Here is a 24138-nt window from a genome sequence, read left to right as displayed (position 1 = left end):
GAGTCGATTGGACTAATCCGTGGTGCTTTTGGGTCGGCGGTCGACCGAGAACGGCACCGTTGCATTAGACCTGTTTGATGCTGGGGTGAGTCTTGCTGGTCGGCTTAGTCCGGTCACGGTCGAGTGTCAGGCCGTTTGGTGAGGGATATCGGTAGGAGGCCGGTGTGCAGCGCGGTGACCTCGCCCCGCGGTCCGCGCGCGAACGCGACCGGCACCGGCTCGAGGCCGAGCCCGGCGAGGTCCAGGCGGAACAGGTCGGGGTCGTCTGGCACTGGGTGCAGGCGCAGCCCGCGGCGCACCGCGGGTATCGGCATTCGTCCTCGGATCACGAGCCGGTCATCGCGGACGAGGACCTCGACCCCGGAGCCGAGGACCATCCGCGGCTGCGGATCGAGCAGCACGCCCGAGCCGAAGGAGTAGCGGCCACAGAGCTGCCGCCACACCTCGGGCCGCTCGGGAACGTCGGCGCGCACCACGTCGTCCGGGAGTCCGAGAAGACCCCGTAACAGTGCCTGGGTGACCGGTGTCGGCGCCCCGCGGGGATCGAAGTAGCCGGTGTTGGCGAACGCGAGGACGCCGAGCCCGTCGTCGGGGGCGAGCAGCATGTCTGAACGGAAGCCCTTCCAGATGCCGTCGTGGCCGACGGTGCGGTGGCCACCGACCTCCCCGCGGAAGAACGCCAGGCCCATGCCCGCCAACCGCGGGTCGGGCTGATGGTGAGGGGCGAACATTTCCGTGAGTGTGTCGGCCGCCAGTACCCGGCCGTGATCGTTACGGCCACCGCCGACCAACGCGGCGGCGAAGCGGGCCATGTCGCGGAGGGTTGAGAAGATCCCGCTCGCGCCGACGGTCACGATCTCGCGGTCGGTGACGGCCCGGAGCCCGTGGCGGCCGATCTCATACCCGGTGGCCAGGTGCGATCGCACGCGGTCGGAGCGGGTGAGGTCGGTGCTGGTCATGCCGAGCGGGTCGAAGACCTGCTCGCGGAGGTAGGCCGCGAGCGGAGTCTGGGCGACGTCCTCGACGATCTGCCCGAGCACGGCGTAGCCGTGGTTGGAGTACGCCCAGCGGGTGCCGGGCTCGACATCGATGCGCAGGCCCCGGCCGTAGTAGTCGACGGGCGAGGGCGCCGAGCGTTGGCGGGCGGCGCCCCAACCCATGTCCGATCGCAGCAGGTCGGCAGGGGTGCGCACAGCGCGGACTCCGGCCATGTGGGTCAGCAGATGCCGGACCGTGGCCGGTGGCCACCCGGTCCGGGCGGGGATCAGCCGGTAGGCGCGCAGGTACCGCGCCGCGGGCGCGTCGAGGTCGATCAACCTGCGATCACGTAGCTGCATGACCGCGATCGCCGTGACCGTCTTGGTGATGGAGGCAACACGGAACACGGTGTCCGCAGTAACCGGGACGCCGGAGGCGACGTCCGCGACCCCGTGTCCGTGGAAGCACGTCAGCGACCCGTCGCGCACCACCCCCACCGCGAGCCCCGCCGTCGGCCACCGGTTCAGCGCCGCATCGACCCTCGTGGTCAGGTCTGCCGCGTCGAGCGTGTCGAGATCGTCGGTGGTGACCACGGCTCTCCCCCCTTGGCTCCCTGCCGGTGAAGCCGGAGACTTCCTCCCACCCGCGACCGAGCACCGGAGCCGAAAGTCCCCCGGGAACGAGCCACCCGCCTCTGACACGCCGGCCCACAGGCCCCAGGCGGCGGCGAAGGTGCACATCGGTCCGTCCAGATGTTCTGAGGTGTCGCGAGGCCATTCCAACCCACGGGTTCGGCGCTACCGATGCGTCCACGACGGCTGCGCGCGAGATCCTCGCGCTCGACAGCGGCCGGCTGGCCCGCTCGGGATGGTCGACCCACTCGAACGCTGCGCGCAGTTCGTGCTGGAAAGCGGCGTCGAGGACCTGGAACGGGGCGTTGGGCCCTGGCCGAGGTGCCCCGGTCGCTCCACCGTGAGGTCGTGGACCCGGTCCGGTTGCGTCTCGACGAGCTGATGTACAGGTGGCTGGACCACGACGAAACCCCGATGCAGGTTGCGCTGCTCGGTACGTTCGACGGCGGTCCGCTGGTGCGTCCGGACGGCGCGGTCGATGTGTCCCGGGTCCGCCGGGAGCTGGCCGCGCGGGCGAAGCGGGTTCCGGCGCTGGGGCGGCGGGTCGTGTGGACGCGGCCGGGCGAGGGCCGGCCGCTCTGGGTGGGCGATCCTGGCTTCGACCCGCTCGGGCACGTCGAGACCGCGGCCCTCCCGCCCGGCGCGGACCTGCCCGGCTGGGCGGCGAACCGAGCGGCTCGGCCGCTGGATCGGGACCGGCCGCTGTGGCGGGCGGAGGTCGTCGACGGGCTGCGCGACGGCCGGTTCGCTGTGCTCATCGTCGTCTCGCACATGCTCGCCGACGGGCTCACCGGTGTAGCGCTCGCGGGCGCGCTGCTCGACCCCGGACCCGAAACGGTTGTGACGGTCGCGCCCTCTCCGGCCACGGCGGCGCTGCCGACGCACCGCGACCTCGTGCGCCGGCGGCTGCAGGAGGTGGGGGCCGCGCTAGGGCGGCGTGGCCCGCGGCGGTGCCGGCAGGCCGAGGGGCCGGGCCCCGCGCGGCCGGGTCTGCGAGAGGTGCGCGACGCGATGGCCGGCTTCGCCGGACCGGAGCCGGTCACCTCGCTGTCGCGCCAGATCGGCCCGGGGCGCCGGCTGGGGGTCACGCGGCGGTCGATGGAGGAGCTCAGGGACACCGGACACGCCCTGGACATGACCGTGAACGACCTCCTGCTGGCCGCCGTGACCGGTGGCCTGCGGCGCCTCCTGGCCGCCCGCGGGGAGGTCGTGCCCGGGCTGGTGCTGCGCGCCTCGGTGCCCGCCGCCACCGGCGCCGCCGGACGGCAGGTGGCGGCGATGCTGATCGTGGACCTGCCGGTAGGCGAGCCCGACCCGTTGCGCCGCGCCGCGCTCGTGCGCAGCGCGACGGCCCTCGGCAAGGCGCGGTTGCGCGCCGCCGGCGGCGACTTCTCCGACCTCCACCTCCCGACGCCGCTGACGCGGTGGCTGCTGTGCTCGGCCCGGCGCGTCGGGAGCCGCCGGCTCAGCGTCTCCGTGACCGACGTGCCGGGGCCGGCGAGGCCGCTCTGGCTGGCCGGCGCCCGGCTGCTCGAGGTCGTGCCGATCGCCCCCATGGCGCCGCTCGTGCCGCTCACTGTCGCGGCGCTCTCCTACGTCGGCGAGCTGGCCGTCGCGGCCAACGCCGACGCCGGGATGACCGACCTGGACGTGTTCACCGACGGCATCGCCGGGTCGTTCACCGAGCTGGTGGACCTGGCCCGCACCGGAGTATGCCCACGGTCGGTGCCGGGGTCCCTGCTGCGGCGCGGCCGGACTGTCGTCGAGGCGGCCGTCGACGTGGGCCGCCCCGCCGAGCAGGTGTTCGCCTACTGCACCGACCCTCGGAACGCGACCGCGTGGAACTCCTCGGTCGACAAGGTGGAGCTGCTGACCGACGGTCCGGTCGGGGCCGGCACGCGCTACCGCCTCCACACGAGAGCCGGCGAGGGTGTGGTGCAGTACACCAGGTTCGACCCGCCGCGGGCCTGGACGGCCACGAGCTGCGGGCACCGGCTCGATGTCCGTTTCGAGGGCGAGGTCGTGCCCGATGAGGGGCGATCACACCTGCGGTTCCGCGCCGAGCTCCGGCCGCGCGGGGCGCTCCGCCTGCTCGCACCCGTCGTGCGCGAGGTGCTGCGGCGACGCTGGCAGCGCGACCTCGCCGTTCTCCGATCCCTCGTTGAGCAGAGCCACGACGCCACGAGCGAGTGAACCCCGCACCGAGGAGCCCGAGGCAGTGCAGCCGACCCCCTCGACCTCGCTCCACAGAGCGACTGCGCGCGTCCCCTCCGCCCACGCGGCCCAGTAGCGTGAGGTACGAGCGTGCACCGCGAGTTCGGTGACAGCGATCTTGTCGTCGATCTACAGCTGATCCCGATCCACGATCTGATTCCCACTCTCGCCTCGTGTGTCCAATGGAGCACCTGTGGTGCCCGCTGGTGCCCATCGAACTTGACGTGCACGCGGTAGGCACGCAACTACGGATCAGGTGCCTATCCGAAGCGGTGAGGACTTCCCGTAGACCTTCGAGCCGGCCCTGATGGGCCAGGTCGTTTCAGCGCGTCGGGCCACGGCCGAACGGCTGGGCTACGACGGCGGCTGGTGAGGCTCGCGCCGGCGCGGGCACGGAGTGCCGCATGGAGACCGTGTACGTCTGCCCGCTGGCCGGCGATGACCCGCAGCCCGCAGGCCCGGGACCGAGCGGACCCGGTCCGCCACCGGCCGCGGCCTGAAGCCAGCCGGATAGCGTGACCGTGTGGCGGTGCGCGAGCTGGCCTTGGTGGTGTTGACGGTGGGAGGCGCACCTACGAGATGAAGATCGCGACCTACAACGTGAACGGCGTCAACGGGCGGCTGCCGGTCCTGCTGGAGTGGCTTGCGGAGGCCGGGCCGGACGTCGTCTGCCTTCAAGAGCTGAAGGCGCCGCAGGAGAAGTTTCCCGCGGCCGCCATTCGCGACGCCGGGTACGAGGCCGTCTGGCTGGGACAGAAAAGCTGGAACGGGGTCGCGATCCTGGCTCGCGGCGAGTCGCCGGCGGAGACCCGCCGGGGTTTGCCGGGCGAGCCCGATCCGGGGCAGTCGCGCTACATCGAGGCGGCGGTGAACGGCATTGTGATCGGCTGCCTCTACCTGCCCAACGGCAACCCGGCTCCCGGTCCCAAGTTCGACGCCAAGTTGGCCTGGTTCGAGGCGTTCATCGGCTATGCCGCGAGCCTGCTCGCACGCGGCGTTCCGGTCGTGCTGGCCGGCGACTACAACGTGATGCCGACCGACCTCGATGTCCACAAGCCGGAGCGCTGGGTCGACGACGCCCTGTTCCGCCCCGAGGTGCGCGACGCGTTCCACCGGCTCGCCGCGCAGGGCTGGACGGACGCGCTGCGGACGCTGCACCCGGGCGAGCGGATTTACACCTTCTGGGACTACTTCCGCAACGCGTTCGGCCGCGACGCGGGCCTGCGCATCGATCACCTGATGCTCAGCCCGGCCGTCGCGGGCCGGCTCGTCGCCGCCGGCGTGGACCGCGTTGTCCGCGCCAAGGAGAAGACCAGCGACCACGCGCCGACCTGGATCGAACTGACCGACCCGCGATGACGCGCCCACTTCGCGCGCTGCGACGGACCCTGTCGACTGGCCGGCCCTGGTCGGCGAGCACCCGCGCGGGCGGGCGTGCCTCGATCCTCGGGTGACCTGCAGACCGAGTACGGATGCGAGCAGGAGAATTGCCCCCGCAGCGAGTGCTGACGAACCCAGACGACTCGGACCATCAGGCCACTGCCCCGAGGGGCCTCGTGGAACGAGTCGTGGAAGGAAACAGGGTCGATCAAAGCGCGCCACTCAGCCGGTCAGGGTCGAAGTGGCGCCGCCGACGATGACACAGCGCAGCGAGCCAGTCACCCACTGACGCCGAGTCGCCGGAACAAGCCGACCAGGACCCGTCAGATCGTGTGTGGCCGGTCGGTGGAATGAGGCTTACCTCAAGTCGTCCGATGGCCCGTGGTGCGGGTCGTGGTGCGAAACGGCGGCTACTGGAGGTCCGTGGTGCGGTCGGAGTGACCGACTCCCACACCGTTGTTGCTGGTAGAGGTCTTGGTGGTCGGAGTGCGGCGATCTCTTGGTCCGTTGGTTGCGGGTCGAGTCCCACGGGCCCACACCGCTGACCGACGAGATGCAACTCGACCGAAGATGTGCGCGTTGGCGCCGACCTGAGGTGCGCGGCAAGCGCCCTCCCGCTCGTCGTCGTCAGTGAGCTCGCCGGCTTCGCCTGGTCATCGCGCGGGCCGGTACTGGGACGCCACGCCTTGCGCGCGCTCCAGCGACTCCTTCCACTCCTGGGTGCTCAACAGACGCCTCGTTCGACCCGACCGGGCCGCCCCTCCCGCGCCGATGGTGAGCGCCACGCTCGCCGCCGCGATGTCGTCAGGCGCGTCGAAGAGGATCACCACGTCGTGCTCCCCGAGGGGGTGACCGGCGGCCACGACAGTGACCCCGGCAGCGTCGTAGAGGGCCCGGGTCGCTTCCAGGCGGTCCTGGGGCTCGCGAATCTGGGCCGCCAGCGACTCAGCGGTATAGGCGGCCTCGTAGATGTACAACGGCATGATCGACCTCCGCGGGTGGTCTCACTTCAGCGGGCATGGGAAAGCTCACGTTCGTCGCATCGCTGAGGGCGCGCTGCCAGTCACCCGCGAAGGACGGGCGCGCTCCTCGGCGCACCGACTCAGGACTTCCAGGCCCCGCCACGCACCTACTGGTCAGCGGCCGAGCGCAATGTGGAAAGCGTGGGCGTCGGAGATATCCTCGAAGGAGGCCTCCAGTCCGTCCCGCATGCGGATCACGTGCGCGAACCGGGAACGGAACGAGGTGCCGCTCTCGCGGGCGGTTCCGGCGAACCAACCGAGCACGACGATGACATCCCCGGCCTCGAGGAATTCGTCAGGGGTCACCGTGAACTCGCTCCAGTCCTCGGGAACTGGGGCGAACACGTTGTCCACGATCGCCTGGGGTCCGACGTAGCGGCCCTGGTAAGGCCCGGCCCTCTCGATCCACTCGACGTCGGGCTGCATTACCGCGAGGACCGCTGGCATTTCGCCGCTGTTGAAGGCGTCGTACGCGCCCTGGACGGTGGCAACGTTGGTGCTCTGTGTGGTCGTCACAGCGCTAGCATCCACCGCCTCGCACGACGCGAACATGACGGCAACTGCGTATTGTTCTGCCCAATGGGCGACGGTGAGTACCGCATCGAGCACGATGCGTCGGGCGACGTCCGGGTGTCCTCCAGCGCAGTGTGACGCGCGCAGAACCAAGGGGCCGTCGAGAACGACAGGCATCACTGACGTGAAATCAGACCGGCTCGGCCACCAGCGGCGTCGCCACGGGGTCGCCGAGAGTCTAGGTGGCCCATCGGAATCTGTGTGGAGCCAGACTCACTTCGTGATCCGTGGAGGCAGATTCGAGTCCACGGGTCCACCGAACCTCTCGCCCCTCGGTGGTGGTGGAGAGCGCTGATGCGGCTTGTTCTCGGAGACGGGGTCTAGGTTCGCGGTGGGGCAAGCGGAAGGAGCGCGCGGCGTGAACGACGAACTTGCTGAGTTGCGCGAGGCCGCGACGGCTGGTGACCGCGATGCGGAAGATCAGCTGGTCGAGCTCGCGGGTGAACGTGGCGATCTTGCCGAGCTGCGTCGGCTCGCCCACGCCGGCAACTCTGATGCCGTCGATGTCCTGGTCGAGCTGGCCGGCGAGAGGGAGGACGTGGAGGAGCTCCGCCGGCTGGCCGCGGCGGGAAGCAGCGACGCACGTGACGTGCTCGCCGAGTTGGTGGGGAGCGAGAAGACCCCCGGGTAGGGGCGCTGTCTCTGCACCGGGGCGAGCACCATAACCACTAGTTGCGCCCACAGCAGCGATCGTTCGCCCCGTGACTGCCTTCCAGGCCGATCTGGGGTCAAGTGGTGCAGCGACGGCGGGCGTTCTGATCCAGGGCCCGGCGAGCGGTAGGAGTGGTTTCGAGGTCGCGGAACTCCCTCCACGATGGCGGCAGCCGTGGCAGTCACCTCGCGATGTCTGGTCCCGTTCTCTGTCGGCGGCCCTCGTCGCGGAACTGGACCAGTCGGAGTAGCAGTCGTGCGCATTCAGTCCTAACTTGCGGGGCAGCGTGATCGGCGGTGAATCACCGGGTAGTGGTGGGAGCGACGGTTCAGCAGCAGCCGATCGCTACCCATCGGCCTGTTGCCGGGAGACAGTGCTTTGACAGCTGAAGATCGCCTCGCCCCTTCCACCGCGGTGACTGCTCCGATGTCAGGGGCCGCGCCGGTCATCGCCCTGAAGACGATGTCGGACGAGCGGGCGCTCATCGAGGTCCGCCCGGTCGACGCCGCGCACGGTGTCATCATCACGGTCTCGGGGGCGCTAAGGCCATCGGACGCTGCAGAACTCGGCCATCACCTGCACCGGGAGTTCGATCGTCACCCCAGCGTCGTCGTGGTCGACCTCTCCGCGGTTCCGTCCTGTGATCGGGCCGGTGTGGAGGTCCTGTCGCAGTTCCGGAGCCTGGCGCGGAGCGCAGGAGTGGCGCTCCACCTGGTGCATCTCGGGGCGCCTGCAGTGCGGCGCTGGCTCGCCGTCGCGGGTCTGCTCTGAACAGCGCTGGGCAGGAGGGGGTCGCCATGGCAGGACTCCGCAGGGCCTTGCTCTCCCCCCGACACCGCGACCAATGGCGCCGGGCCACGGTCAGGCTGAGGCCTAAGACGATCAAGACTTCCTCCACTGCTCTCGGGAGGTGAACCTCGTGCCGAGGGAGCGTGCGGTGATCAGGCCGGGTCGCCGACCCGACGACGGATTCGGACCACTTCGGGTCGGTGCCGAGGGCGGCGACACCACCTTGCGTGTCAGCGGTTCCGCGACCGCGACACGACGTGATCGGCTGGTCGGGTCGGCCACCATCGCTGCAGGGCTGCTGTACTCCTGTTTCGTGGTGACCCCGTTCCTCGGGGCGTCGCTCGATCCCGGGCGGTCGTTCGTGAGCGAGCTGGCGGCTCTCGATCAGCCATACGGGGGCGTCTTCCGCGCCGTCGATGTCGTCGTGGGCGCCATCGTCGTCCTCGTCGCGCTCCGGGTGGCCCGGTGCGGTCGGGTACCGGCGGTGCGCGGGGCCGGTGGCGCGCTCGCGCTGTTCGGAGTGGCGACCGTGGTCGACGTGGCCGTCCCGATGGCGTGCGCCCCCTCGGCCGAGCCCGCGTGTGCCGCGGCGGAGGCCGCGCGAACACCCCTCGAGTTCGGCGTGCACGAGGCATCCAGTGTCGCTGCCAACGGCGGGATCATCGTCGCGGTGGTCTTGCTCGCCGTGGCTCGATCTCGCGGACGCACTGCGTCTCAGCAGGCGTCACCCCTGGAACTGGCGATGCTGATCGGATTACCCCTGATCGCCGGGCCCGGAATGGTGATCGTTGTGGAGGAGACGCTGGGGTTGGGGCTGGACGGGGTCGTCGGGTACGTGCAACGGGTGCAGGTGCTCGCGCTCTCAGGCGTCCTCGTGACCATCGGCGCGGTGTCGTGGCGCGGCTCGCGGTGGGTCCGGGGCCCTGCGTGAGGGCCTGCACGGTCGTGATCGTGCCCGGTCTCGGATCAGCACCGGAAGAGTGGGCCGCTGTCCTCGACGCGCTGCCCCCCGGCGTCGCGACGCTCACCATCGACCCGGCCGACTCGCCCCGGCTGCGCGACCCCGCGGCGTGGTCGCCGGACGCGGTCGCCTCTCGCCTGGCCATGCGAGTGGCGGGCTCGCCCCGACCGCTGTTGTTGGTGGGCCACTCATCGGGTGGCCTCCACGTCCAGGCGTACCTGTACTCCAGAACGCTCCCCGGTGGGGGAGCCGGAGACAGCGGAACCGTTTCACCGGTGGTGGGAGCAGTACTCGTCGATGCCTCCCATCAGGTCGCCGTCCGGCCGGTGCCGGCCGTCCTCACCGGTACCGCGCGCGCCATCGCCGAGGTGGTCCTGGCGACCGGCGTGATGGCGCTGCTCGGTCCGTGGTTGCGCGTGGTGGCGGTGTGGGCGACGTCGGTACGGCGTCGCGACCGGATGACTTCGGACATGATCCGTGCGGTCTACAGCTCGCAGGCGTGGGCCAGGACGACGCTCGACGCGTGGCTCGGTCACGGTCGGCTGCAGGCCGGCGTGCTGGACTGGCATCGGGAGCGCGGCGCACCACGGGTTGCGGTGCGCCTGATCGTCGGGGCGGCCGGCACCGGCCGCGGCCGTGCCGGCTGGATCGCGACGCAGCGCGACCTCGCACGTCGACTCGGCGCACCGGATCCGACCTTGCTCGACGATGCGGGACATCTGGTGACGATCGACCGCCCGGACGCCGTTGTGACGGCGATCCAGGAGTTCCTCCATCTCGTCGATGCGGAGCAGCCTCCCCGTCCAGGGAGCTCGCACTAGGTCGGCGCTCCGGACTCCGTCTGGCGTTCGGCAGCGTGCAACGCCGGTGCAGACGTTGCTTGCATCGCTGTCGGGGCCGAAGCCGGCGGGGTCGTGGACCGGTCCGAGGAGGTGACGCCGAGGTGCTGCAGTGCTGCCTCAACGGAGCGCGGCCGGCCGATGCGCACCCGGCCGTGCCGGTGACGCCACGTCAGCTAGCCCGGGATACACGCGCAGTCTCCACGCTCGGCGTGCTGAACGTCCACGTGCATCCCTCGCCTCGGTCAACGTCCACGGGAGCGGGTGGCAGCGGGTGTGCGCTGCCCTCGACGCGGTGGGCATCGGGGTGGAGCTGGGCGTTCGGACCTCCGGCGACGCCGTGCATCAAGAAGGCCGGTCTGCCGCGGGGCACGACGCGGGTCCTGGCCGAGGTCACTGTGACCGATTCCGAGATCTCGGTCGCCGAGGCGCGGCGCATCCTCACCGCGCTCGGCCTGATGCCTGTACCGATCCTGCACGGCGAGGACGCCGGGGCCTGGCCCGTCCTGGAGTACGCCCGGCGCATCGACCTCGACACCCGGATCGGTTTCGAGGACACCCTCGAGCGCCCCGAGCGCGCCAGGCCGGCCGTCAGCAACGAGGAGCTCGTGCGCTATGCGCCGACGCGGTGAGGACCCTCGCCGCCCGAGGGCCCGATCGTTCGGCCTTCCTCGCTGCCCGCGACGACGAGAGATCGAGTACCGGACGTCGCTCAGAGCGATCGCGGGACGCATCGCCGTCGGTCCGCGGCGAACTGCCGGCCCTGCTTCGGGGTGATACCCGGAGCGACGGGGAGTCGGCGACCCGTCCGCCTACACCAGCCCCCGCGAGACGAGCTCGACTCCCTCGACCGTGATCCGGTGCGCCCGACCCGAGCCCCCGGTCACTCGGCTCCAGCTGCGGACCTCGAGCGTCGGCTCCATCGTGCTCGTCGCCCAGCGGCAGGCGAAGCCCCCGTACATGCCGGGGACCCCGACCCACATCGTCGCCGTCGGGTGTTCGAGCAGCGGCCCGAGCTGCGGTGGCCGTAAGCGCCGACCCAGCCGCCGTGTCCGCACCTCGACCAGCGCGCGCAGGAAGACCTCGAGATCAGCCGCCGCGTCCACGTCGAGCGTCGTCGCGATCTCCGGACCTAGTCGTTCGGCCAGCCCGGTGTGTCCGAGCCGGCGTGCGATCGCTTCGGCGGTCTCCCCGTCGCCCGCGGTGCGCAAAGTGCGCCAGGCGCCGCGCGCGACGAGGTCGTCGACGACATCACGGTGTGCCCCCTGAGTCGCTGCGTGGTGCAGCGGAGCCATCCCCTTCGCATCTCCCACACGCAGAGCGTTGGCGTTGAGCGCGGACGGCAGGTCGTCGTCGGTCCGGTCGAGCAGCGCCGCGACCTGGGCCCAGTGACCCTCCTCGACCGCGTCGGAGAGAGCGTCTCGGAGTGCCAGCACGTCGGGCTTCAGGTCGGAGCGCTCGAGGACGGCGTCCCACGACAGCCGCGTCTCGGCCTGGGTAGGTCGGACCACCTGCGCCACCCTGTCCGACGGCGATCGGTCTGTCTGTCGGCCGGTCGGACTGCTCCGTTGCTCGTTCGCCCGACCGCGAATCCGCCCGTCGCGATCCCGGTGTCCGCTGCCCGCGACAAGAAGTGAGCGCGAGGCAGCAAGATCGGCGCGCTTGTGTGGATCACCGGATTGTCAGCACGAGGGTCGACCGCACCGCCATTTGCGCGATCGTTCATCCGCGGCCGATCTGAAATCGATCCGCGTCCAGAATGTCGCGGTGATGACCCGAACACGAGTCTTCTCGCCGCCGAATGCACCAACTTCACCCGGAAGACATTTGATCAGGTAACGATCAGGGGCGATGCACTGATACCGCTGTGTCACCGCGGTCTCGGTCGAGAAACGGCCTCGCGGTGAACGAGCGGCGTCCTCAGGTGATGGTGCCGACAGGGCGGGAACACCATGAGGCTCGGGGGCGCTGGTGCGGTTGGTCGAAGGTGTGGAGGGTTCGCCTACCTGTCCGGGGCGGTCGCCGAGTCACAGGAAGCGCGACGACCCTCCGCAAGACTGGTCCGCACCGCTCACGGTCGCGGATCTGGTGATGGATAGTCGCAACTCGCACGTGCGCCATGAGGCTGCACGTTCACGTGGTCCGCGTGTGGCGAACTCTGACGCTGTGACTGTTCGGTTCGATCAACCGTTGCTCGAGGATCTCGATCCGGCGGCGTCGCTGGCCACTGAACGCCTCCCTGTGCCGCACGTAAGGAAACGAGTCGCGAGTCCTGCGGGTTCTGCTCACGTCGGAGGCCCGGCAGCCCGGGGATCGCGATCGCACTTCGCCGACACCGCGCCGCAACGACCCGACAACGCGTCGCCCGCGGCATCCCCCCGTGAGTCTCGTGGTCGGCATCGGTTCCCCGCCGACGCCGAGATGGTGAGTGGTCGGACAACGGTATTGGCGGAGGTCACCCCGAAGAAGCGGACGGTGGCGTTGCGGGAAGCCGACGCGCCTCGTCGTCGCGACGCGTCCGTCGGTGCGGGACCGGATGAGACGCGGTGGGCATTCGATGTCGGCGGAGGCGGATGGGGCAACGGCGAGCTCCAAACCTACACCCGGTCTCGCGCCAATTCCTTCCTCGACGGCCACGGGCACCTGGTCATTCGCGCAACAAGGACGACTCTCCCTCGACCCGGGAACGCAGACGAGATCGTCTATCACTCCGCGAGACTCAAGACAGTGGACCGATTCGCGCAGAGATACGGCCACTGGGAGGCCAGAATGAAGATCGAGAGCCGCCCGGGGCTGTGGCCCGCGTGGTGGATGCTCGGAGACAACTACCCCGTAGTCGGCTGGCCCCGCAGTGGAGAAGTGGACATGGTCGAGGATTACGGCTTCTCCGCCGTGGAGTCGAGTGTCCACACCTCGCGGAACGCTCCTTCCGTCACCAGCTACTCCGGGGGAACCGCCAACGACTCCACCTTCCACACCTTCCGCATGGACTGGTCACCCGAAGGCGTGGCGTTCGCCCGCGACGACGTTCCTTACGCCGGGGTCAGCTGGGCCCTGGAGGACCCGAATGTACCCATCGACCCGCCACAGCCGATGTTCATGCTGCTCAACCTCGCCGTGGGCGGAACGATCGGAGCCCCGCCCCCCGAGGTGACCTTCCCTGTCGATCTGGTCGTCGACTACGTCAGGGTGTGGTCGTAGCTGGCTCCGATCAGATGATGCAGCGGCACGAGAAGGTACGCGCCCCGTTCCTCCATCGCGCCTCACTCGAATCAAGTCGGCGGACAGCGACTTCGGGAACCCACGTGTCGTGCGTCCCGTTCACGCAATGGTCCTGAGCCTTTCCCGAGGCGGGACCAACGGGTGATCTCCGCGGTCGCGTCAGGACAACGATCTCAAGCCGGCGGGATGGCCTCCCGGTCACGCCGGCGGACCTCCACGCCACCCCAGATCGCCGCCCCCGTGACGTGCAGCGATGGGGCTCCGAACGTCGGTGGTGTCGTCGGCGGACCCGACAGGTCGGCGAACCCTCCCATCGCGCCCCGACCGTCGCACCGCACCTCGACGTCCGGGCCGACGATGATCACGACCCCACCCATGATCGCGACGACACGGATGGTCGTGCCACGCGGATCGAGACGGGCATGGCGGAGGTCCAGCTCCACGCCGCCCATGAACGCCACCACGGAGTGCTCCGGCCCCGGCGCCCACTGTCCGCGCCGGACCGTGGCCCGCAGGAGGCTGAACGACGACGTCCGGGGTTCCGCGCCGGTCGCGGCCGGCGACCGGTACTCGTCCGGCGGGGGAGGCGCTTCGAGGTCCTGCGTATGGGACCGGACCTCGTGGCCGTACGCCGCCGCGTCGATCGAAGCCAGGCGTCTGTCGCCCTCGGCGAGGGTCAGCCGACCGTCGGCCACCGCCGCCCGGACGAGACGGGCGGCTCGTTCCCGCTCCACCTCGGAGACGCGGGCGTGCGGAACGCCCCAGTCCGACCCGCTCATCGTCTCGATGATAGGCCGGGTCTCGATTCAGGCCGGGTGCGGCCGGACCGCTGCGCGCCGAGAGGTCGATCCATCGCCGCGGCCTAGGTGCTCCAGGCCCGAGCGCGCCAGAAGGCGATGAGGACGCGAGCGCCGCGGGCCGGGTCCTCGGTCATCCACCAGTGGCCCAGCCCGTCGAGCACCGCGACCTCGGCGCCGGCGCGCTCCGCAGCTCGTCGGCGGAACTCCTCGGACCCGCCGAAGGGGTCCGCGGTGGCGACGAGCGCCAGGCCCGGGCGGGTCGCCAGGGCCGACAGTCCCTTGCCGAGCTCGGCCATGGCCGGTTGGGCGGCAGAGCGGTACAGCGCGAGGATCGCCTGCTTCATCTCGTCGCCCTGCACGCCGGCGATCTGAAGCGCCTCGGCCCGTCCGATGCCGAACGCCTGCATCCGTTCGGCCCGCTGCGCGGGGGTCCCGGCGAACATCTCGTCGAGGTTGGCCTCACCGTCGCCGGGCGTCTGCCAGGTCTGGGCGAGGTCGTGCCACACGTAGTCCGGCTCGAAGAGGCTCAGGGCGTCGCTGGCCCAGCTGCGCACCAGCTCCGGGCGCTGCATGAGTGCGGTCCCGAGGTGGCCCCCGCCCCAGTCGTGGCCCAGGAGGTCGACGGGCCGGTCGAAGCGCTCGAGCTCGCCGATCAGCCAGTCGCGGTAGGCCATGACGGTCGCGGGGAAGCCGGCCGGCAGCGGCACTCCGAAGCCGGGCGGGGAGAGCCGGACGACGTCGTCGACGCCCGCGCGGGCCAGCTCGGCGACGAGCGGGTCCCAGATCGCCGCACTCTCCGGATTGCCGTGCACCAGTGCCACCGTCATGGCGCCGCATCCTGCTCCGGTCGTGTGGGTGCGGCCACGCCGGGGACCGTGCCCGAGGAGGACTGGTCAGGCCTCCGTGGCGGACTTGCGCGGGATGTGCGGAGCGGCGGCACCCGCGAGGGTGGGCATGTGGCGGGCGAAGGCCACGACGGTGTCCGCGAGATCGTTCAGCCGGTCCCGGACGTCCCGGTCGACGAGCTCGCCCGAGGAGAAGTGGGTGTTGTTGGCGTACACGGCTCCGGGGACGGCCCAGGCCCGGAAGAAGCCGACGAGCGGCTTGAGCTCGTGCTCGAGCGCCAGGAAGTGGTGGTCGGTGCCACCGGTGGCCACCAGGCCCACCGGCTTGCCGGCCAGAGCGTCGTTGGGGAGCAGGTCGAACAGGTTCTTCAGCCGACCGGTGTACCCGCCGCGGTACATCGGGGTGCCGACGAGGAGCGCGTCGGCGGCGACCACGTCGTCGATCGCCCTCCTGCTGGCTCCGGTGTAGTCGGCCGGGTCCCGCCCGTCGCTGAACACCAGCTCCTGCTCGCGCAGATCCAGCAGGTCGGTGTGCACGTCGTCGTGCTCAGCGCCCCGCGCGAGCGCGACCGAGAGCGCCAGGACCGTCTTCGACGGTGACGAGGGGCTGCCCGAGATCGCCAACAGCTTCATCGCGAGTACGCAGTCCTCTCGGTGGTCCTCGGGTCGGGATCGGCCGTCGATGATCCCCGGACGATCGCCGCCGGGCACGACGGCCCTCCCGCGCCTGCTCGCCCGGGCCATTACTGCCCCCATGAGGTCCACGAGGGACGAGCTCGTCGCCGAGGTCGTCGTCGCCCTCACCGACACCTTGAGCGACGCCTTCGACGTCGCCGACCTGCTGTACACGCTCACGACGGCCTGCGTCGAACTGCTCGACGTCGACGCGGCCGGCGTGCTGCTGGTCGACGAGCAGGGCCGGCTGGTCCCCGTCGCCGCCACCCACGGCGGCAGCGAGAACCTCGAGAACCTGCAGATCCTGGTCAAGGAAGGCCCCTGCCTCGACGCCGTCCGTGCGAGCGGAACGGTGCGTTCCACCGATCTCGACGACGACGTGGACCGCTGGCCGGCGTCCGCCCGCCTGGCACGGGCCGAGGGCTTCCGCGCTGCCCATGCCGAGCCGGTGGCACGGCACGCCGAGGTCGTCGGTGGCCTCAACCTGTTCCGTCGTGCACCCGGGCCCCTGCCGGACACCGATCATCGGATCGCCCACTTCCTGGGCACGGCCGCGGCCATCGGCATCCTGCACCGCCGGGCCCAGACGAACGTCGAGACCGTCAACCAGCAGCTGGAGCACGCGCTGACGAGCTCGGGTCGTCATCGAGCAGGCCAAGGGGTTCCTCGCCGCGCGCCACGCCCTCGACCTGGATACGGCCTTCGTCCGGCTCCGCGGCCACGCCCGCAGCCGGCGACGGCCGCGGACGGAGGTCGCCCGTGCCGTCCTCGACCGCTCGCTCGACCTCGGCTGAGAGCGAGGGGCGCACGGCTACGGTGCGGGTGGTGTCCGGGTCAGCCGGACCGAGTCGGGGTGGGTGTCGATGAGCGCTCGCTTCGAGGAGCTCGACTGGCGGACGACGTCGATGGGTGAGCTCGTGCTGCGCCGGCGGCGGCTCCCCGCCTCCGACGTCGACATCTTCGAGGTCAAGCTCGGCGACGACTTCCTGATGTCGAGCATGTTCACCGTCGCCGAGGTGGAGATGGCCCGTCTCGCCCTGGCGGAGGTGTCGGGGACCGACCTCGACGTGGTCGTGGGCGGACTCGGGCTCGGCTACACGGCGCAGACGGTGCTCGCGGACCCGAGGGTGGGCCGCCTGGTCGTGGTCGACGCGCTCGCCGAGGTGATCGAGTGGCACCGGCGGGACCTGGTGCCCGCCGCCGCGTCGTTGATCTCCGACGAGCGGTGCACCCTGGTGCACGGCGACTTCTTCGGGATGCTCCGGTCCCCGTCGGGGTTCGACGCGTCCGCGTCCGACCGGCTCTTCGACGCCATCGTGGTGGACATCGACCACTCCCCGAGGCATGTCCTCGATCCCGCCCACGCCGAGTTCTACGGCCGGGACGGCATGGCCGGCGTGGCGGCTCGCCTGCGGCCCGACGGGGTGTTCGCGCTCTGGTCCAACGACCCGCCCGACGACGAGTTCACCGCGCTGCTGGCCGACGCCTTCGCGACCGCCGAGGCGCACGTCGTCCGCTTCCCGAACCCGTTGCAGGACCGCGAGGCGGCCCACACCGTCTACGTCGCGACCGCAGCCGGGGTCGCCGCTCGGCCCTGACGGGCGGGCAGGTTCGAGGTCCTGCCTCTGCGTCGCGAGTCCCCTACGTGCGGTGGCTCGGCCGGTCAGCGGCTGGTGGCGGTGCCCGATCCTGCGCCAACCTTCTCGAATCCGACAACGACGTCGGTGCCCATGCCGGGGAGCAGGACATGCGCGCTGACGCTCGGCCACTGCCGCCCCCGCGAGCCCGTGTCCTCGGGCTGGTGGCCTGCCTGCTCCTGGTGCTCGCCGGCTGCTCGGCGAACGGAGGGGCGGCACCCACCGCGGCGGCCGCCGCGACGCCGACGAACGGGTCGGGCGTGGTGAAGACGATCGATCCCGCCGCCCTCACGTCCATGGTCGAGGCGACCGCCGCAGAGCTGATGATCCCCGGCGCCGTGGTCGAGGTCCGCACCCCACAGGGCGAGTTCACGGCCGCCGTCGGGACGACGCAGCGGGGTGCGCAGGTGGCGGCCACGGGCGGCACCCACGTCCGCATCGCCTCGATCACCAAGACGATGACCTCCGCGGTGACGCTGCTCCTGGCGCAGGAGGGACAGCTGCGGCTCACCGATCCCGTGTCGGCGTACGTCCCGGGGGTGCCGAACGGCGAGAACATCACCGTCGCCCAGCTGCTGATGATGCGCAGCGGCCTGTACGGCTACACGAACGACCCCGGCTTCGCGGACACCCTCGACGCCGACCCGGCGAAGATCTGGACTCCTCAGGAGGTGCTGGACATCGCCTTCCGGTACCCCCCGTTGTTCCCGCCCGGCGCCGACTACGACTACAGCAACACCAACTACGCCCTCCTCGGCCTCATCATCGAGCGGGTCGACGGCAGGCCGCTGAACCAGGCGTTCCAGGACCGGCTGTACGGCCCGCAGGGTCTGGCCCAGACCAGTCTCCCGGCGACCACGGACACCTCGATCCCCGAACCCTTCTCCCGTGGCTACATGTACGGCGGCTCCGAGTACGCCCTCGTGGACACGCCCTACCCGCCCGAGATGGTGGCCGCGGCCCGGGCGGGCACCCTGGCGCCCGTCGACTACACCCACCAGAACTCGTCCTACGCCACGGCGGCCGGCGGAGCCATCTCGACCGCCGACGACCTCGCGACCTGGATGCAGGCGCTGGTCGGCGGCCGGGTGTTCGGAGCCGACCTCCAGCGGCAGTGGCTGGACAGCCCGCAGCCCTCCGACCCGTCGCAGCCGGGCGCGACGCAGTACGGGCTGGGCATCGAGCGCCAGATCCTCGCGCCGAACGTCCCGCTCTACTTCCACTTCGGCGAGATGCCGGGCTACAACGGCTTCGCCGGCTACGACCCGGTCAACCAGGTGACGATCGTGATCTGGAGCAACCTGACGGTGGGGCCCGACGGCCGGCAGACGGCGAACGTGTTGCTGACGAAGGTGGCCGACCAGGTCTACGAGCTGCCCTCGTCCGAACCGGCCACGCCGGCACCGACGACGACGCGGTGAGCCGGCGCAGGCGGCCGGCAGGCCCTCAGCCGTCCTCCTGCTCGGGCGGCCCGAACCGCCAGCCGTGGGCGAGGACCTCCTCGGCGCGCTCACGCCCGAGCGCCACCTGCTGCCGGGCGTACTCGCCGTCGAACAGGATGAGGCTGAGCAGCTCGTCGCGACCGACGCCGTCGCCGAGCGCGTCGAGCATGCGGCCGATCGCCGAGTTCGCGGTGAGGGGCAGGGCCGAGGGCCGGAACACGTCGGCGGCGAGCTGGGCGAGCTGGCCGTCCTCCGGTGCGACGGCCAGGTAGGGGACCCGCGTGCCGGGCCGCCGGTCCTCGGGCACGACGTCCTCGATCTCCCGCAGCCACCGGTTGTGCCTGCCGAGGGCATGGAGATCGTCGCTGAGCCCGTCGCTGAGCACGGCGCGCACCGAGAGGGCCGCCGTCGCGGCGGTGTCCGGAGGAGCGCCGGGCGGGACGGGTCGCGGTTGCGGGGGTGCCCCGACGGAGTGCCCGGACACGACGACGAGCCGGGTCACGCCGCACGCGAGGGCCGCGTCCACCGGTGCGTTGAGCCGGACGCCCCCGTCCACGTAGTAGCCGCGCCAGGCGTGCGGCTCCGCCACGTACTCCGGGGGGAACGCGAGCGGGATCGCCGCCGAGGCGAGGACGTGGGACAGGGTGATCTGCTCGACCTCGACCACGTCGACCGCGTGGTCGTGGGGTGGTCGCGCCGGTCGCTCGCCCAGCAGGAACAGGCGTGACCGCGCGGCGGCGCCCTCGGTCGGGCAGACGGTCGCCGCCACCGCCAGGGTGAGCGGCCGGCCCCCGTCGACATTGGCCCGGACCCGTGCCGGGTCGAAGACCTTCTGGGCGTGCTCGCGCAGCGGCCTCGTGTCGAGCAGCGAGGACACCGGTTCGATCAGCCCGCCGAGCAGCGACCGTCCGATCACCCGCAGGGACGCTCCGCCGAAGAAGGGGTTGTCGAACACGGCTCCGAAGCTCGTCCAGACGTCCGCGACGTGCTGTCCCGCCTCCGCCCCGGTGTCGGCGAACTGCGCCAGCAGCGTGGCGGAGATCCCGCCCGAGCTCGTGCCCAGGAGCACGACGGGCGCCTTCCCGTCCGCCAGCAGGGCCGGGATCAGGACCGAGAGCGCTCCCGCCTGGTACGGGCCGCGCGCGGCCGATCCGGACAGCACCAGACCGACCCGCTCTCCGTCCATGGTCCGATCCTGGTCCACCGTCCGGAGCCCGCCGACGGCGGTCGGTACGTCGCCGTGGGCGAGGACCGCCGTCAGGTGACGTCCCGGACGAACACGACGCCGTCGAGGGCACCCAGGCGCGCCGGGTCCAGCGGGGCGTAGCCGAACCACGGCGAGACGCGGGGCGCGGCGCCGGCCGGCAGCTGTCGGGGGTCGACGAGGACCCGGCTCTCCGGCAGCGCGGACAGGAGCCCCTCGAGGGTGTCGGGCGGCGGGTCGTCGACGCCGTGGTGCCGGATCGTGCCGAGCGCCATGGCCAGGAACGCGTAGTCCTCGCCGAGGCGCGCGCTCACGAGCGCGCCGGCGCTCCACCACGCCACACCCACGTCGCCCATCCGCATCGAGCTCTTCTCCCGCTGCAGGTGGGCGTTGTGGGCGAAGACCAGCGTCGGACCGCGCTCGGCGGCGGCGAGGACGTTGTCGGCCATCATCTGGTCCCGCACGCCGAGCAGTCGCGGCATGCGGCTCGGCGAGGTGTCGGCCATCGAGTGGTGGTAGCGCAGCAGGCCGACCGCGGTGCGGGCGTGGAGGCGTGCCCGTTCCCACTCGTCCCGGGAGGTCGCCGCGAGCAGGTGCGGCGTCTGCTCGTCGAGCAGCGACACGAGGTCGTCGGCGATCAGGCGCAGCTCCCGGGCGTCGGCGGACCGTCCGACGGACTCGGCCGGCTCCCACATCACGGCGGGGTTCGTCCACCGGTCGTCGGCGCCGAGCAGGTGGTCGAGCGTCGCCGGAGAACACGGCAGCAGGCTCTCGTCGCCGTGCGCGGCGAGGTAGCCGTGCAGGGCGGTGAGGGCCTGCCGGGGGCTCGCCGCGCCGCTGATCTCCAGCGGCCCGTCGACCCCGGCGAACCGGACCTGCCCGGAGGCCGGCCGCCCGTCGTTGTGGGACCGCATCCAGCGGACGAGCTCCCGGTTCGCCGCGGACGCGCCGAAGCCGTGGCTGAACCCGTGCTCCATCACCTCGTCGAGGGCGCCGGCCCCCCAGGTGACGTGGTCGTCCACGAGCAGGCCCTTCAGGCAGTCGCTCTCGATCGCGATGGTCCGGTAGCCCTCCTGCTCGACGAGCTGCCGGAACAGCGCATTGCGCAGGTCGAGGAGCGCGTCCTCGCCGTGGGTCGGCTCGCCCAGGGCGAGCACCCGCGGCCGGCCGGGGAGCAGCCCCATGACGGCCCGGGCGTCGACGGGTCGGACGGTGTCGGTGATGTCAGCAGTCACCTCCTCAACGCTATCGTTGAAGCGTCGGTGGAAACTTCGGCCCGATCTCGGCAGGACTGTGGACGGAAACCCTCAAACCGGCGGGAAGCTCCGGCCGGTGGACCTGGCGCGTCGGCACGGCCTGTCCACCCAGGCCGTCCGGAACTACGAGGACGCCGGCAGCCTGCCGGCCGCGGACCGCACCGCGCACGGCTACCGGGTCTACACCCCGCTGCACGCGGCGGCCCTGCGCGCGTTCCTCGCCCTCGTTCCCGGGCACGGCCACCGCGCGGCGACGTTGATCATGCGGGCGGTCAACGAGGGCGCGAGCGAGGAGGCCTTCCGCCTGGTCGACGAGGGTCACGCCCAGCTCCTCGACGACCGCCGGACCCTCCGGGCGGTGGAGCGGGCCCTGCGCGACCTGGGTCCCGTCGCGACACCCGAGCCCGGCGGCACGTTCATCGGGCCGCTGGCGCACCAGCTCGGACTGCGGCCCGCCACGCTGCGCGCCTGGGAGCGGGCCGGGCTCGTCGTCCCGCGCCGCGACCTGCGGACCGGCTACCGCGTCTACGACGACGCCGACGTCCGGGACGTCCGGATGGCCCACCAGCTCCGGAGGGGCGGCTACCAGCTGGAGCAGATCGTTCCGCTGATCGCGCAGGTCCGGGCGGCCGGCGGGCTCGAGCCGCTGGAGGCCGCCATGGGCGACTGGCACGCACGGCTCGCCGCTCGGGGGCGGGCAATGCTGAGCGGGGCCGCCGAGCTGGAGGCCTACCTCCGGGAGCGCGAACGCCGATGATCATCTGTGGGTCGCGAGTCCCGGTAGCCTGAGGGAGCCGTGCGCACATCCCGTGGCCGACGACACCGCGGCTGAGAGTGGACACCATGACCACCACCGAGAGCACGCACCTGCTGCTCGATCTCGAGCCCGCCGTCACCGAGAACCTCGACCGGCACCTCGAGATGGCGAAGGACTGGATGCCGCACGAGTACGTGCCCTGGAGCCTCGGGCGCGACTTCGCCGACCTCGGGGGAGAGGCCTGGAACCCCGAGCAGTCGGCGTTGTCGCCGATCGCGCGCACGGCGCTCGAGGTCAACCTCCTCACCGAGGACAACCTGCCCAGCTACCACCGCGAGATCGAGCGGGCGTTCGGCCGGGACGGTGCCTGGGGGACGTGGGTGCACCGGTGGACCGCCGAGGAGGGCCGGCACGCCTTCTGCATCCGCGACTACCTCCTCGTCACGCGCGGTGTCGATCCGGACGAGCTCGAGCAGGCGCGGATGCAGGTGATGCAGACGGGCTACGACTCGGAGGAGAAGCCGATCCTCAACGTGCTCGCCTACGTCTCGTTCCAGGAGCTCGCCACCCGCGTCTCGCACCGCAACACGGGCAAGTACGCCGGCGACCCCGTCGCGGAGAAGCTGCTCACACGGGTGTCCACCGACGAGAACCTGCACATGGTCTTCTACCGGAACCTCACGAAGGCCGCCCTCGACTTCGCGCCCAACGCGACGATGCGCGCGATCACCGACGAGGTGGTCCACTTCGCGATGCCGGGCGCGATCATCCCGGGCTTCACCCGCAAGGCCGTGCAGATCGCCCAGGCCGGCATCTACGACCTGCGGGTGCACCACGACGAGGTGGTCTGGCCCCTGCTGCGCCACTGGAAGGTGTTCGAGCTCGAGGGTCTCGACGCCGAGGGCGAGAAGGCCCGGACGGAGCTCTCCGCGTTCCTCGCCAGGATCGACGCCCAGGCCACGCGGTTCGAGGAGCAGCGGGCGAGGACGCGGGAGCGCCTCGCCGCCAAGTCGGGCTGACGGAACAGGAGCCACGCATGACCTACGTGATCGTCGGCGCCGGCCTGGCCGGCGCCCGGGCCGCGGAGGCCCTCCGTGACGGCGGGTACGAGGGGCCGGTGGTGCTGCTCGGCGCCGAGCAGCACCGGCCCTACGAGCGTCCCCCGCTCTCGAAGGAGTACCTCCAGGGATCCTCGGAGCGCGACGAGGTCTTCGTGCACCCGGCCGACTGGTATCGGGAGCACGACGTCGACCTGCGCCTCGGCGCCACCGTCACCGCGATCGACCGCGACGCCTCCGAGGTCGTCCTCGACGACGGAGACCGCGTGGGCTACGAGGCCCTGCTGCTCGCGACCGGGTCGTCGCCACGGCACCTGCGGGTGCCCGGCGCCGAGCTGGAGGACGTGCACTATCTCCGCTACCTCGACGACAGCGACCGCCTCAAGATCCTGCTGCAGCGGGCGGGGCGGATCGCCGTGATCGGCGCGGGCTGGATCGGCCTCGAGGTGACCGCGGCGGCGCGGATCGCCGACGTGGAGGTGGCCGTGCTCGAGGCCGCCGACGCGCCCCTGCTGGGCGTGCTGGGCCCGGAGATCGCCGAGGTGTTCGCCGGACTGCACCGCGAGCACGGCGTCGACCTGCGCACCGGCGTGCAGGTCACCGAGATCGTGGGCAAGGACGGCGCCGTGGTGGGCGTCCGCCTGGGCGACGGCTCGCTCGTCGAGGCGGACGCGGTCGTCGTCGGCATCGGCGCGGCCCCGAACACCGAGCTCGCCGAGCGCGCGGGCCTGCAGGTGGACGACGGCGTCCGGGTCGACGAGCACCTGCGCAGCAGCGATCCCCGGATCTACGCCGCCGGGGACATCGCGAGCATCCACCACCCGGCCCTCGGTCGGCAGATCCGTGTCGAGCACTGGGCGACCGCCCAGAACAGCGGGCCGGTCGCCGCGGCGGCCATGATCGACGAGAACGCCACGGGCTGGGACCGGCTGCCCTACTTCTTCACCGACCAGTACGACCTCGGCATGGAGTACACGGGCCACGTCGACCCGGGCGACGAGAACGTCGAGGTGGTCGTGCGCGGCGACCTCGCCGGCCGCGAGTTCATCGCGTTCTGGTGCCAGGACGGGCGTCCGCTCGCCGGCATGAACGTCAACATCTGGGACGTCACCGACGACATCGAGCGGCTCATCCGCGCCGGCGCACCGCTCGACACCACCCGGCTCGCCGACCCCGGGGTCCCGCTCTCCGACCTGTGATCG

23 protein-coding genes and 1 pseudogene are annotated in these 24138 nt (G+C 71.5%); 15 read left to right on the top strand and 9 right to left on the bottom strand.

Going from position 1 to position 24138, the window contains the following annotated elements:
- Positions 1-113: 113 nt before the first annotated feature.
- The gene (locus tag PH189_RS22610; protein WP_274191085.1) at positions 114-1571 is read right to left on the bottom strand and encodes a serine hydrolase domain-containing protein; all 1458 of its coding nucleotides are present in this window, start codon (positions 1569-1571) and stop codon (positions 114-116) included.
- Positions 1572-1958: 387 nt separating this feature from the next.
- Between PH189_RS22610 and PH189_RS22605 the strand changes: the two genes are divergently transcribed.
- Both PH189_RS22605 and xth read left to right on the top strand, forming a co-directional pair.
- Positions 1959-3803 carry a wax ester/triacylglycerol synthase domain-containing protein gene (locus PH189_RS22605; protein WP_274191084.1) on the top strand — a complete coding sequence of 615 codons (1845 nt, stop codon included), beginning with the start codon at positions 1959-1961 and terminating at the stop codon, positions 3801-3803.
- A 600-nt stretch (positions 3804-4403) separates the two neighbouring features.
- Positions 4404-5183, top strand: a complete 780-nt coding sequence (xth, locus tag PH189_RS22600; protein ID WP_274191083.1) for an exodeoxyribonuclease III — start codon at positions 4404-4406, stop codon at positions 5181-5183.
- A gap of 674 nt (positions 5184-5857) precedes the next feature.
- Here xth and PH189_RS22595 read toward each other — a convergent pair.
- Together PH189_RS22595 and PH189_RS22590 are read right to left on the bottom strand one after the other, a co-directional pair.
- Positions 5858-6187 carry a GYD domain-containing protein gene (locus PH189_RS22595; RefSeq protein WP_274191082.1) on the bottom strand — a complete coding sequence of 110 codons (330 nt, stop codon included), beginning with the start codon at positions 6185-6187 and terminating at the stop codon, positions 5858-5860.
- A 153-nt stretch (positions 6188-6340) separates the two neighbouring features.
- The gene (locus tag PH189_RS22590) at positions 6341-6742 is read right to left on the bottom strand and encodes a nuclear transport factor 2 family protein (RefSeq protein ID WP_274191081.1); all 402 of its coding nucleotides are present in this window, start codon (positions 6740-6742) and stop codon (positions 6341-6343) included.
- A gap of 415 nt (positions 6743-7157) precedes the next feature.
- Between PH189_RS22590 and PH189_RS22585 the strand changes: the two genes are divergently transcribed.
- From PH189_RS22585 to PH189_RS22565, 5 genes are all read left to right on the top strand, one after another.
- Positions 7158-7430, top strand: coding sequence for a hypothetical protein (locus tag PH189_RS22585; protein WP_274191080.1), 273 nt, complete (start codon positions 7158-7160; stop codon positions 7428-7430).
- 447 nt (positions 7431-7877) lie between these two features.
- Positions 7878-8222: an STAS domain-containing protein gene (locus PH189_RS22580; RefSeq protein ID WP_274191079.1), complete on the top strand. Its 345-nt coding sequence runs from the start codon at positions 7878-7880 to the stop codon at positions 8220-8222.
- Between the two features lie 139 nt (positions 8223-8361).
- On the top strand, positions 8362-9171 hold the full coding sequence (locus tag PH189_RS22575; protein ID WP_337994181.1) for a DUF998 domain-containing protein: 810 nt from the start codon (positions 8362-8364) through the stop codon (positions 9169-9171).
- 20 nt (positions 9172-9191) lie between these two features.
- Complete coding sequence (locus tag PH189_RS22570; RefSeq protein ID WP_274191077.1) at positions 9192-10022, top strand: alpha/beta fold hydrolase; 831 nt, start codon at positions 9192-9194, stop codon at positions 10020-10022.
- 416 nt (positions 10023-10438) lie between these two features.
- Positions 10439-10672 (top strand): hypothetical protein, encoded by a 234-nt coding sequence (locus PH189_RS22565; protein ID WP_274191076.1) that lies wholly within the window; start codon positions 10439-10441, stop codon positions 10670-10672.
- Between the two features lie 180 nt (positions 10673-10852).
- On the opposite strand, the gene PH189_RS22560 is transcribed toward PH189_RS22565, so the two are convergent.
- Complete coding sequence (locus PH189_RS22560; RefSeq protein WP_274191075.1) at positions 10853-11551, bottom strand: hypothetical protein; 699 nt, start codon at positions 11549-11551, stop codon at positions 10853-10855.
- Between the two features lie 580 nt (positions 11552-12131).
- Here PH189_RS22560 and PH189_RS22555 point away from each other — a divergent pair.
- Positions 12132-13241: a glycoside hydrolase family 16 protein gene (locus PH189_RS22555; protein ID WP_337994180.1), complete on the top strand. Its 1110-nt coding sequence runs from the start codon at positions 12132-12134 to the stop codon at positions 13239-13241.
- A gap of 194 nt (positions 13242-13435) precedes the next feature.
- Here PH189_RS22555 and PH189_RS22550 read toward each other — a convergent pair whose 3' ends face one another.
- From PH189_RS22550 to PH189_RS22540, 3 genes are all read right to left on the bottom strand, one after another.
- Positions 13436-14041, bottom strand: coding sequence for a DUF1707 domain-containing protein (locus PH189_RS22550; protein WP_274191074.1), 606 nt, complete (start codon positions 14039-14041; stop codon positions 13436-13438).
- Between the two features lie 83 nt (positions 14042-14124).
- On the bottom strand, positions 14125-14889 hold the full coding sequence (locus tag PH189_RS22545) for an alpha/beta fold hydrolase (RefSeq protein ID WP_274191073.1): 765 nt from the start codon (positions 14887-14889) through the stop codon (positions 14125-14127).
- Positions 14890-14955: 66 nt separating this feature from the next.
- Positions 14956-15540, bottom strand: a complete 585-nt coding sequence (locus tag PH189_RS22540) for an NADPH-dependent FMN reductase (protein ID WP_274191072.1) — start codon at positions 15538-15540, stop codon at positions 14956-14958.
- A gap of 49 nt (positions 15541-15589) precedes the next feature.
- Here PH189_RS22540 and PH189_RS30545 point away from each other — a divergent pair.
- The 4 genes and pseudogenes from PH189_RS30545 to PH189_RS22525 all read left to right on the top strand — a co-directional run.
- Positions 15590-16093 (top strand): annotated as a pseudogene (locus PH189_RS30545) (GAF domain-containing protein); the annotation flags it as partial.
- Between the two features lie 133 nt (positions 16094-16226).
- A complete protein-coding gene (locus PH189_RS30540) occupies positions 16227-16376 on the top strand; it encodes an ANTAR domain-containing protein (RefSeq protein WP_378014892.1) in 150 nt (49 codons plus the stop codon).
- 69 nt (positions 16377-16445) lie between these two features.
- Complete coding sequence (locus PH189_RS22530) at positions 16446-17180, top strand: spermine/spermidine synthase domain-containing protein (protein WP_274191070.1); 735 nt, start codon at positions 16446-16448, stop codon at positions 17178-17180.
- Positions 17181-17329: 149 nt separating this feature from the next.
- Complete coding sequence (locus tag PH189_RS22525) at positions 17330-18640, top strand: serine hydrolase domain-containing protein (RefSeq protein WP_274191069.1); 1311 nt, start codon at positions 17330-17332, stop codon at positions 18638-18640.
- A gap of 25 nt (positions 18641-18665) precedes the next feature.
- Here PH189_RS22525 and PH189_RS22520 read toward each other — a convergent pair whose 3' ends face one another.
- Together PH189_RS22520 and PH189_RS22515 are read right to left on the bottom strand one after the other, a co-directional pair.
- The gene (locus PH189_RS22520; protein ID WP_274191068.1) at positions 18666-19847 is read right to left on the bottom strand and encodes a patatin-like phospholipase family protein; all 1182 of its coding nucleotides are present in this window, start codon (positions 19845-19847) and stop codon (positions 18666-18668) included.
- A gap of 71 nt (positions 19848-19918) precedes the next feature.
- Positions 19919-21100 carry an erythromycin esterase family protein gene (locus PH189_RS22515; protein ID WP_274191067.1) on the bottom strand — a complete coding sequence of 394 codons (1182 nt, stop codon included), beginning with the start codon at positions 21098-21100 and terminating at the stop codon, positions 19919-19921.
- 97 nt (positions 21101-21197) lie between these two features.
- Here PH189_RS22515 and PH189_RS22510 point away from each other — a divergent pair, with 97 nt between their 5' ends.
- The 3 genes from PH189_RS22510 to PH189_RS22500 all read left to right on the top strand — a co-directional run bounded on the left by PH189_RS22510 (position 21198) and on the right by PH189_RS22500 (position 24135).
- On the top strand, positions 21198-21878 hold the full coding sequence (locus tag PH189_RS22510; RefSeq protein ID WP_274191066.1) for a TioE family transcriptional regulator: 681 nt from the start codon (positions 21198-21200) through the stop codon (positions 21876-21878).
- An 86-nt stretch (positions 21879-21964) separates the two neighbouring features.
- Entirely contained in the window at positions 21965-22897 is a 933-nt protein-coding gene (locus PH189_RS22505) for an acyl-ACP desaturase (RefSeq protein ID WP_274191065.1), read from the top strand.
- Between the two features lie 17 nt (positions 22898-22914).
- Positions 22915-24135: an NAD(P)/FAD-dependent oxidoreductase gene (locus PH189_RS22500; protein ID WP_274191064.1), complete on the top strand. Its 1221-nt coding sequence runs from the start codon at positions 22915-22917 to the stop codon at positions 24133-24135.
- Positions 24136-24138: the final 3 nt, after the last annotated feature.

It is taken from the genome of Actinomycetospora chibensis (assembly GCF_028737215.1).
In the GTDB taxonomy this organism is placed as follows: Bacteria; Actinomycetota; Actinomycetes; order Mycobacteriales; family Pseudonocardiaceae; genus Actinomycetospora; species Actinomycetospora chibensis.
Note: the sequence above shows the minus strand (reverse complement) of the source record. Positions and strands in the feature narration are given on the sequence as shown.

What these genes read in the sequence shown, in the direction of transcription:
- PH189_RS22545 (WP_274191073.1), bottom strand. Translation starts at nt 14,889, where the DNA reads ATGACGGTGGCACTGGTGCACGGCAATCCGGAGAGTGCGGCGATCTGG.
- PH189_RS22555 (WP_337994180.1), top strand. Translation starts at nt 12,132, where the DNA reads ATGGATAGTCGCAACTCGCACGTGCGCCATGAGGCTGCACGTTCACGT.
- PH189_RS22550 (WP_274191074.1), bottom strand. Translation starts at nt 14,041, where the DNA reads ATGAGCGGGTCGGACTGGGGCGTTCCGCACGCCCGCGTCTCCGAGGTG.
- PH189_RS22580 (WP_274191079.1), top strand. Translation starts at nt 7,878, where the DNA reads ATGTCAGGGGCCGCGCCGGTCATCGCCCTGAAGACGATGTCGGACGAG.
- PH189_RS22540 (WP_274191072.1), bottom strand. Translation starts at nt 15,540, where the DNA reads ATGAAGCTGTTGGCGATCTCGGGCAGCCCCTCGTCACCGTCGAAGACG.
- PH189_RS22520 (WP_274191068.1), bottom strand. Translation starts at nt 19,847, where the DNA reads ATGGACGGAGAGCGGGTCGGTCTGGTGCTGTCCGGATCGGCCGCGCGC.
- PH189_RS22500 (WP_274191064.1), top strand. Translation starts at nt 22,915, where the DNA reads ATGACCTACGTGATCGTCGGCGCCGGCCTGGCCGGCGCCCGGGCCGCG.
- PH189_RS22595 (WP_274191082.1), bottom strand. Translation starts at nt 6,187, where the DNA reads ATGCCGTTGTACATCTACGAGGCCGCCTATACCGCTGAGTCGCTGGCG.
- xth (WP_274191083.1), top strand. Translation starts at nt 4,404, where the DNA reads ATGAAGATCGCGACCTACAACGTGAACGGCGTCAACGGGCGGCTGCCG.
- PH189_RS22530 (WP_274191070.1), top strand. Translation starts at nt 16,446, where the DNA reads ATGAGCGCTCGCTTCGAGGAGCTCGACTGGCGGACGACGTCGATGGGT.
- PH189_RS22525 (WP_274191069.1), top strand. Translation starts at nt 17,330, where the DNA reads ATGCGCGCTGACGCTCGGCCACTGCCGCCCCCGCGAGCCCGTGTCCTC.
- PH189_RS22505 (WP_274191065.1), top strand. Translation starts at nt 21,965, where the DNA reads ATGACCACCACCGAGAGCACGCACCTGCTGCTCGATCTCGAGCCCGCC.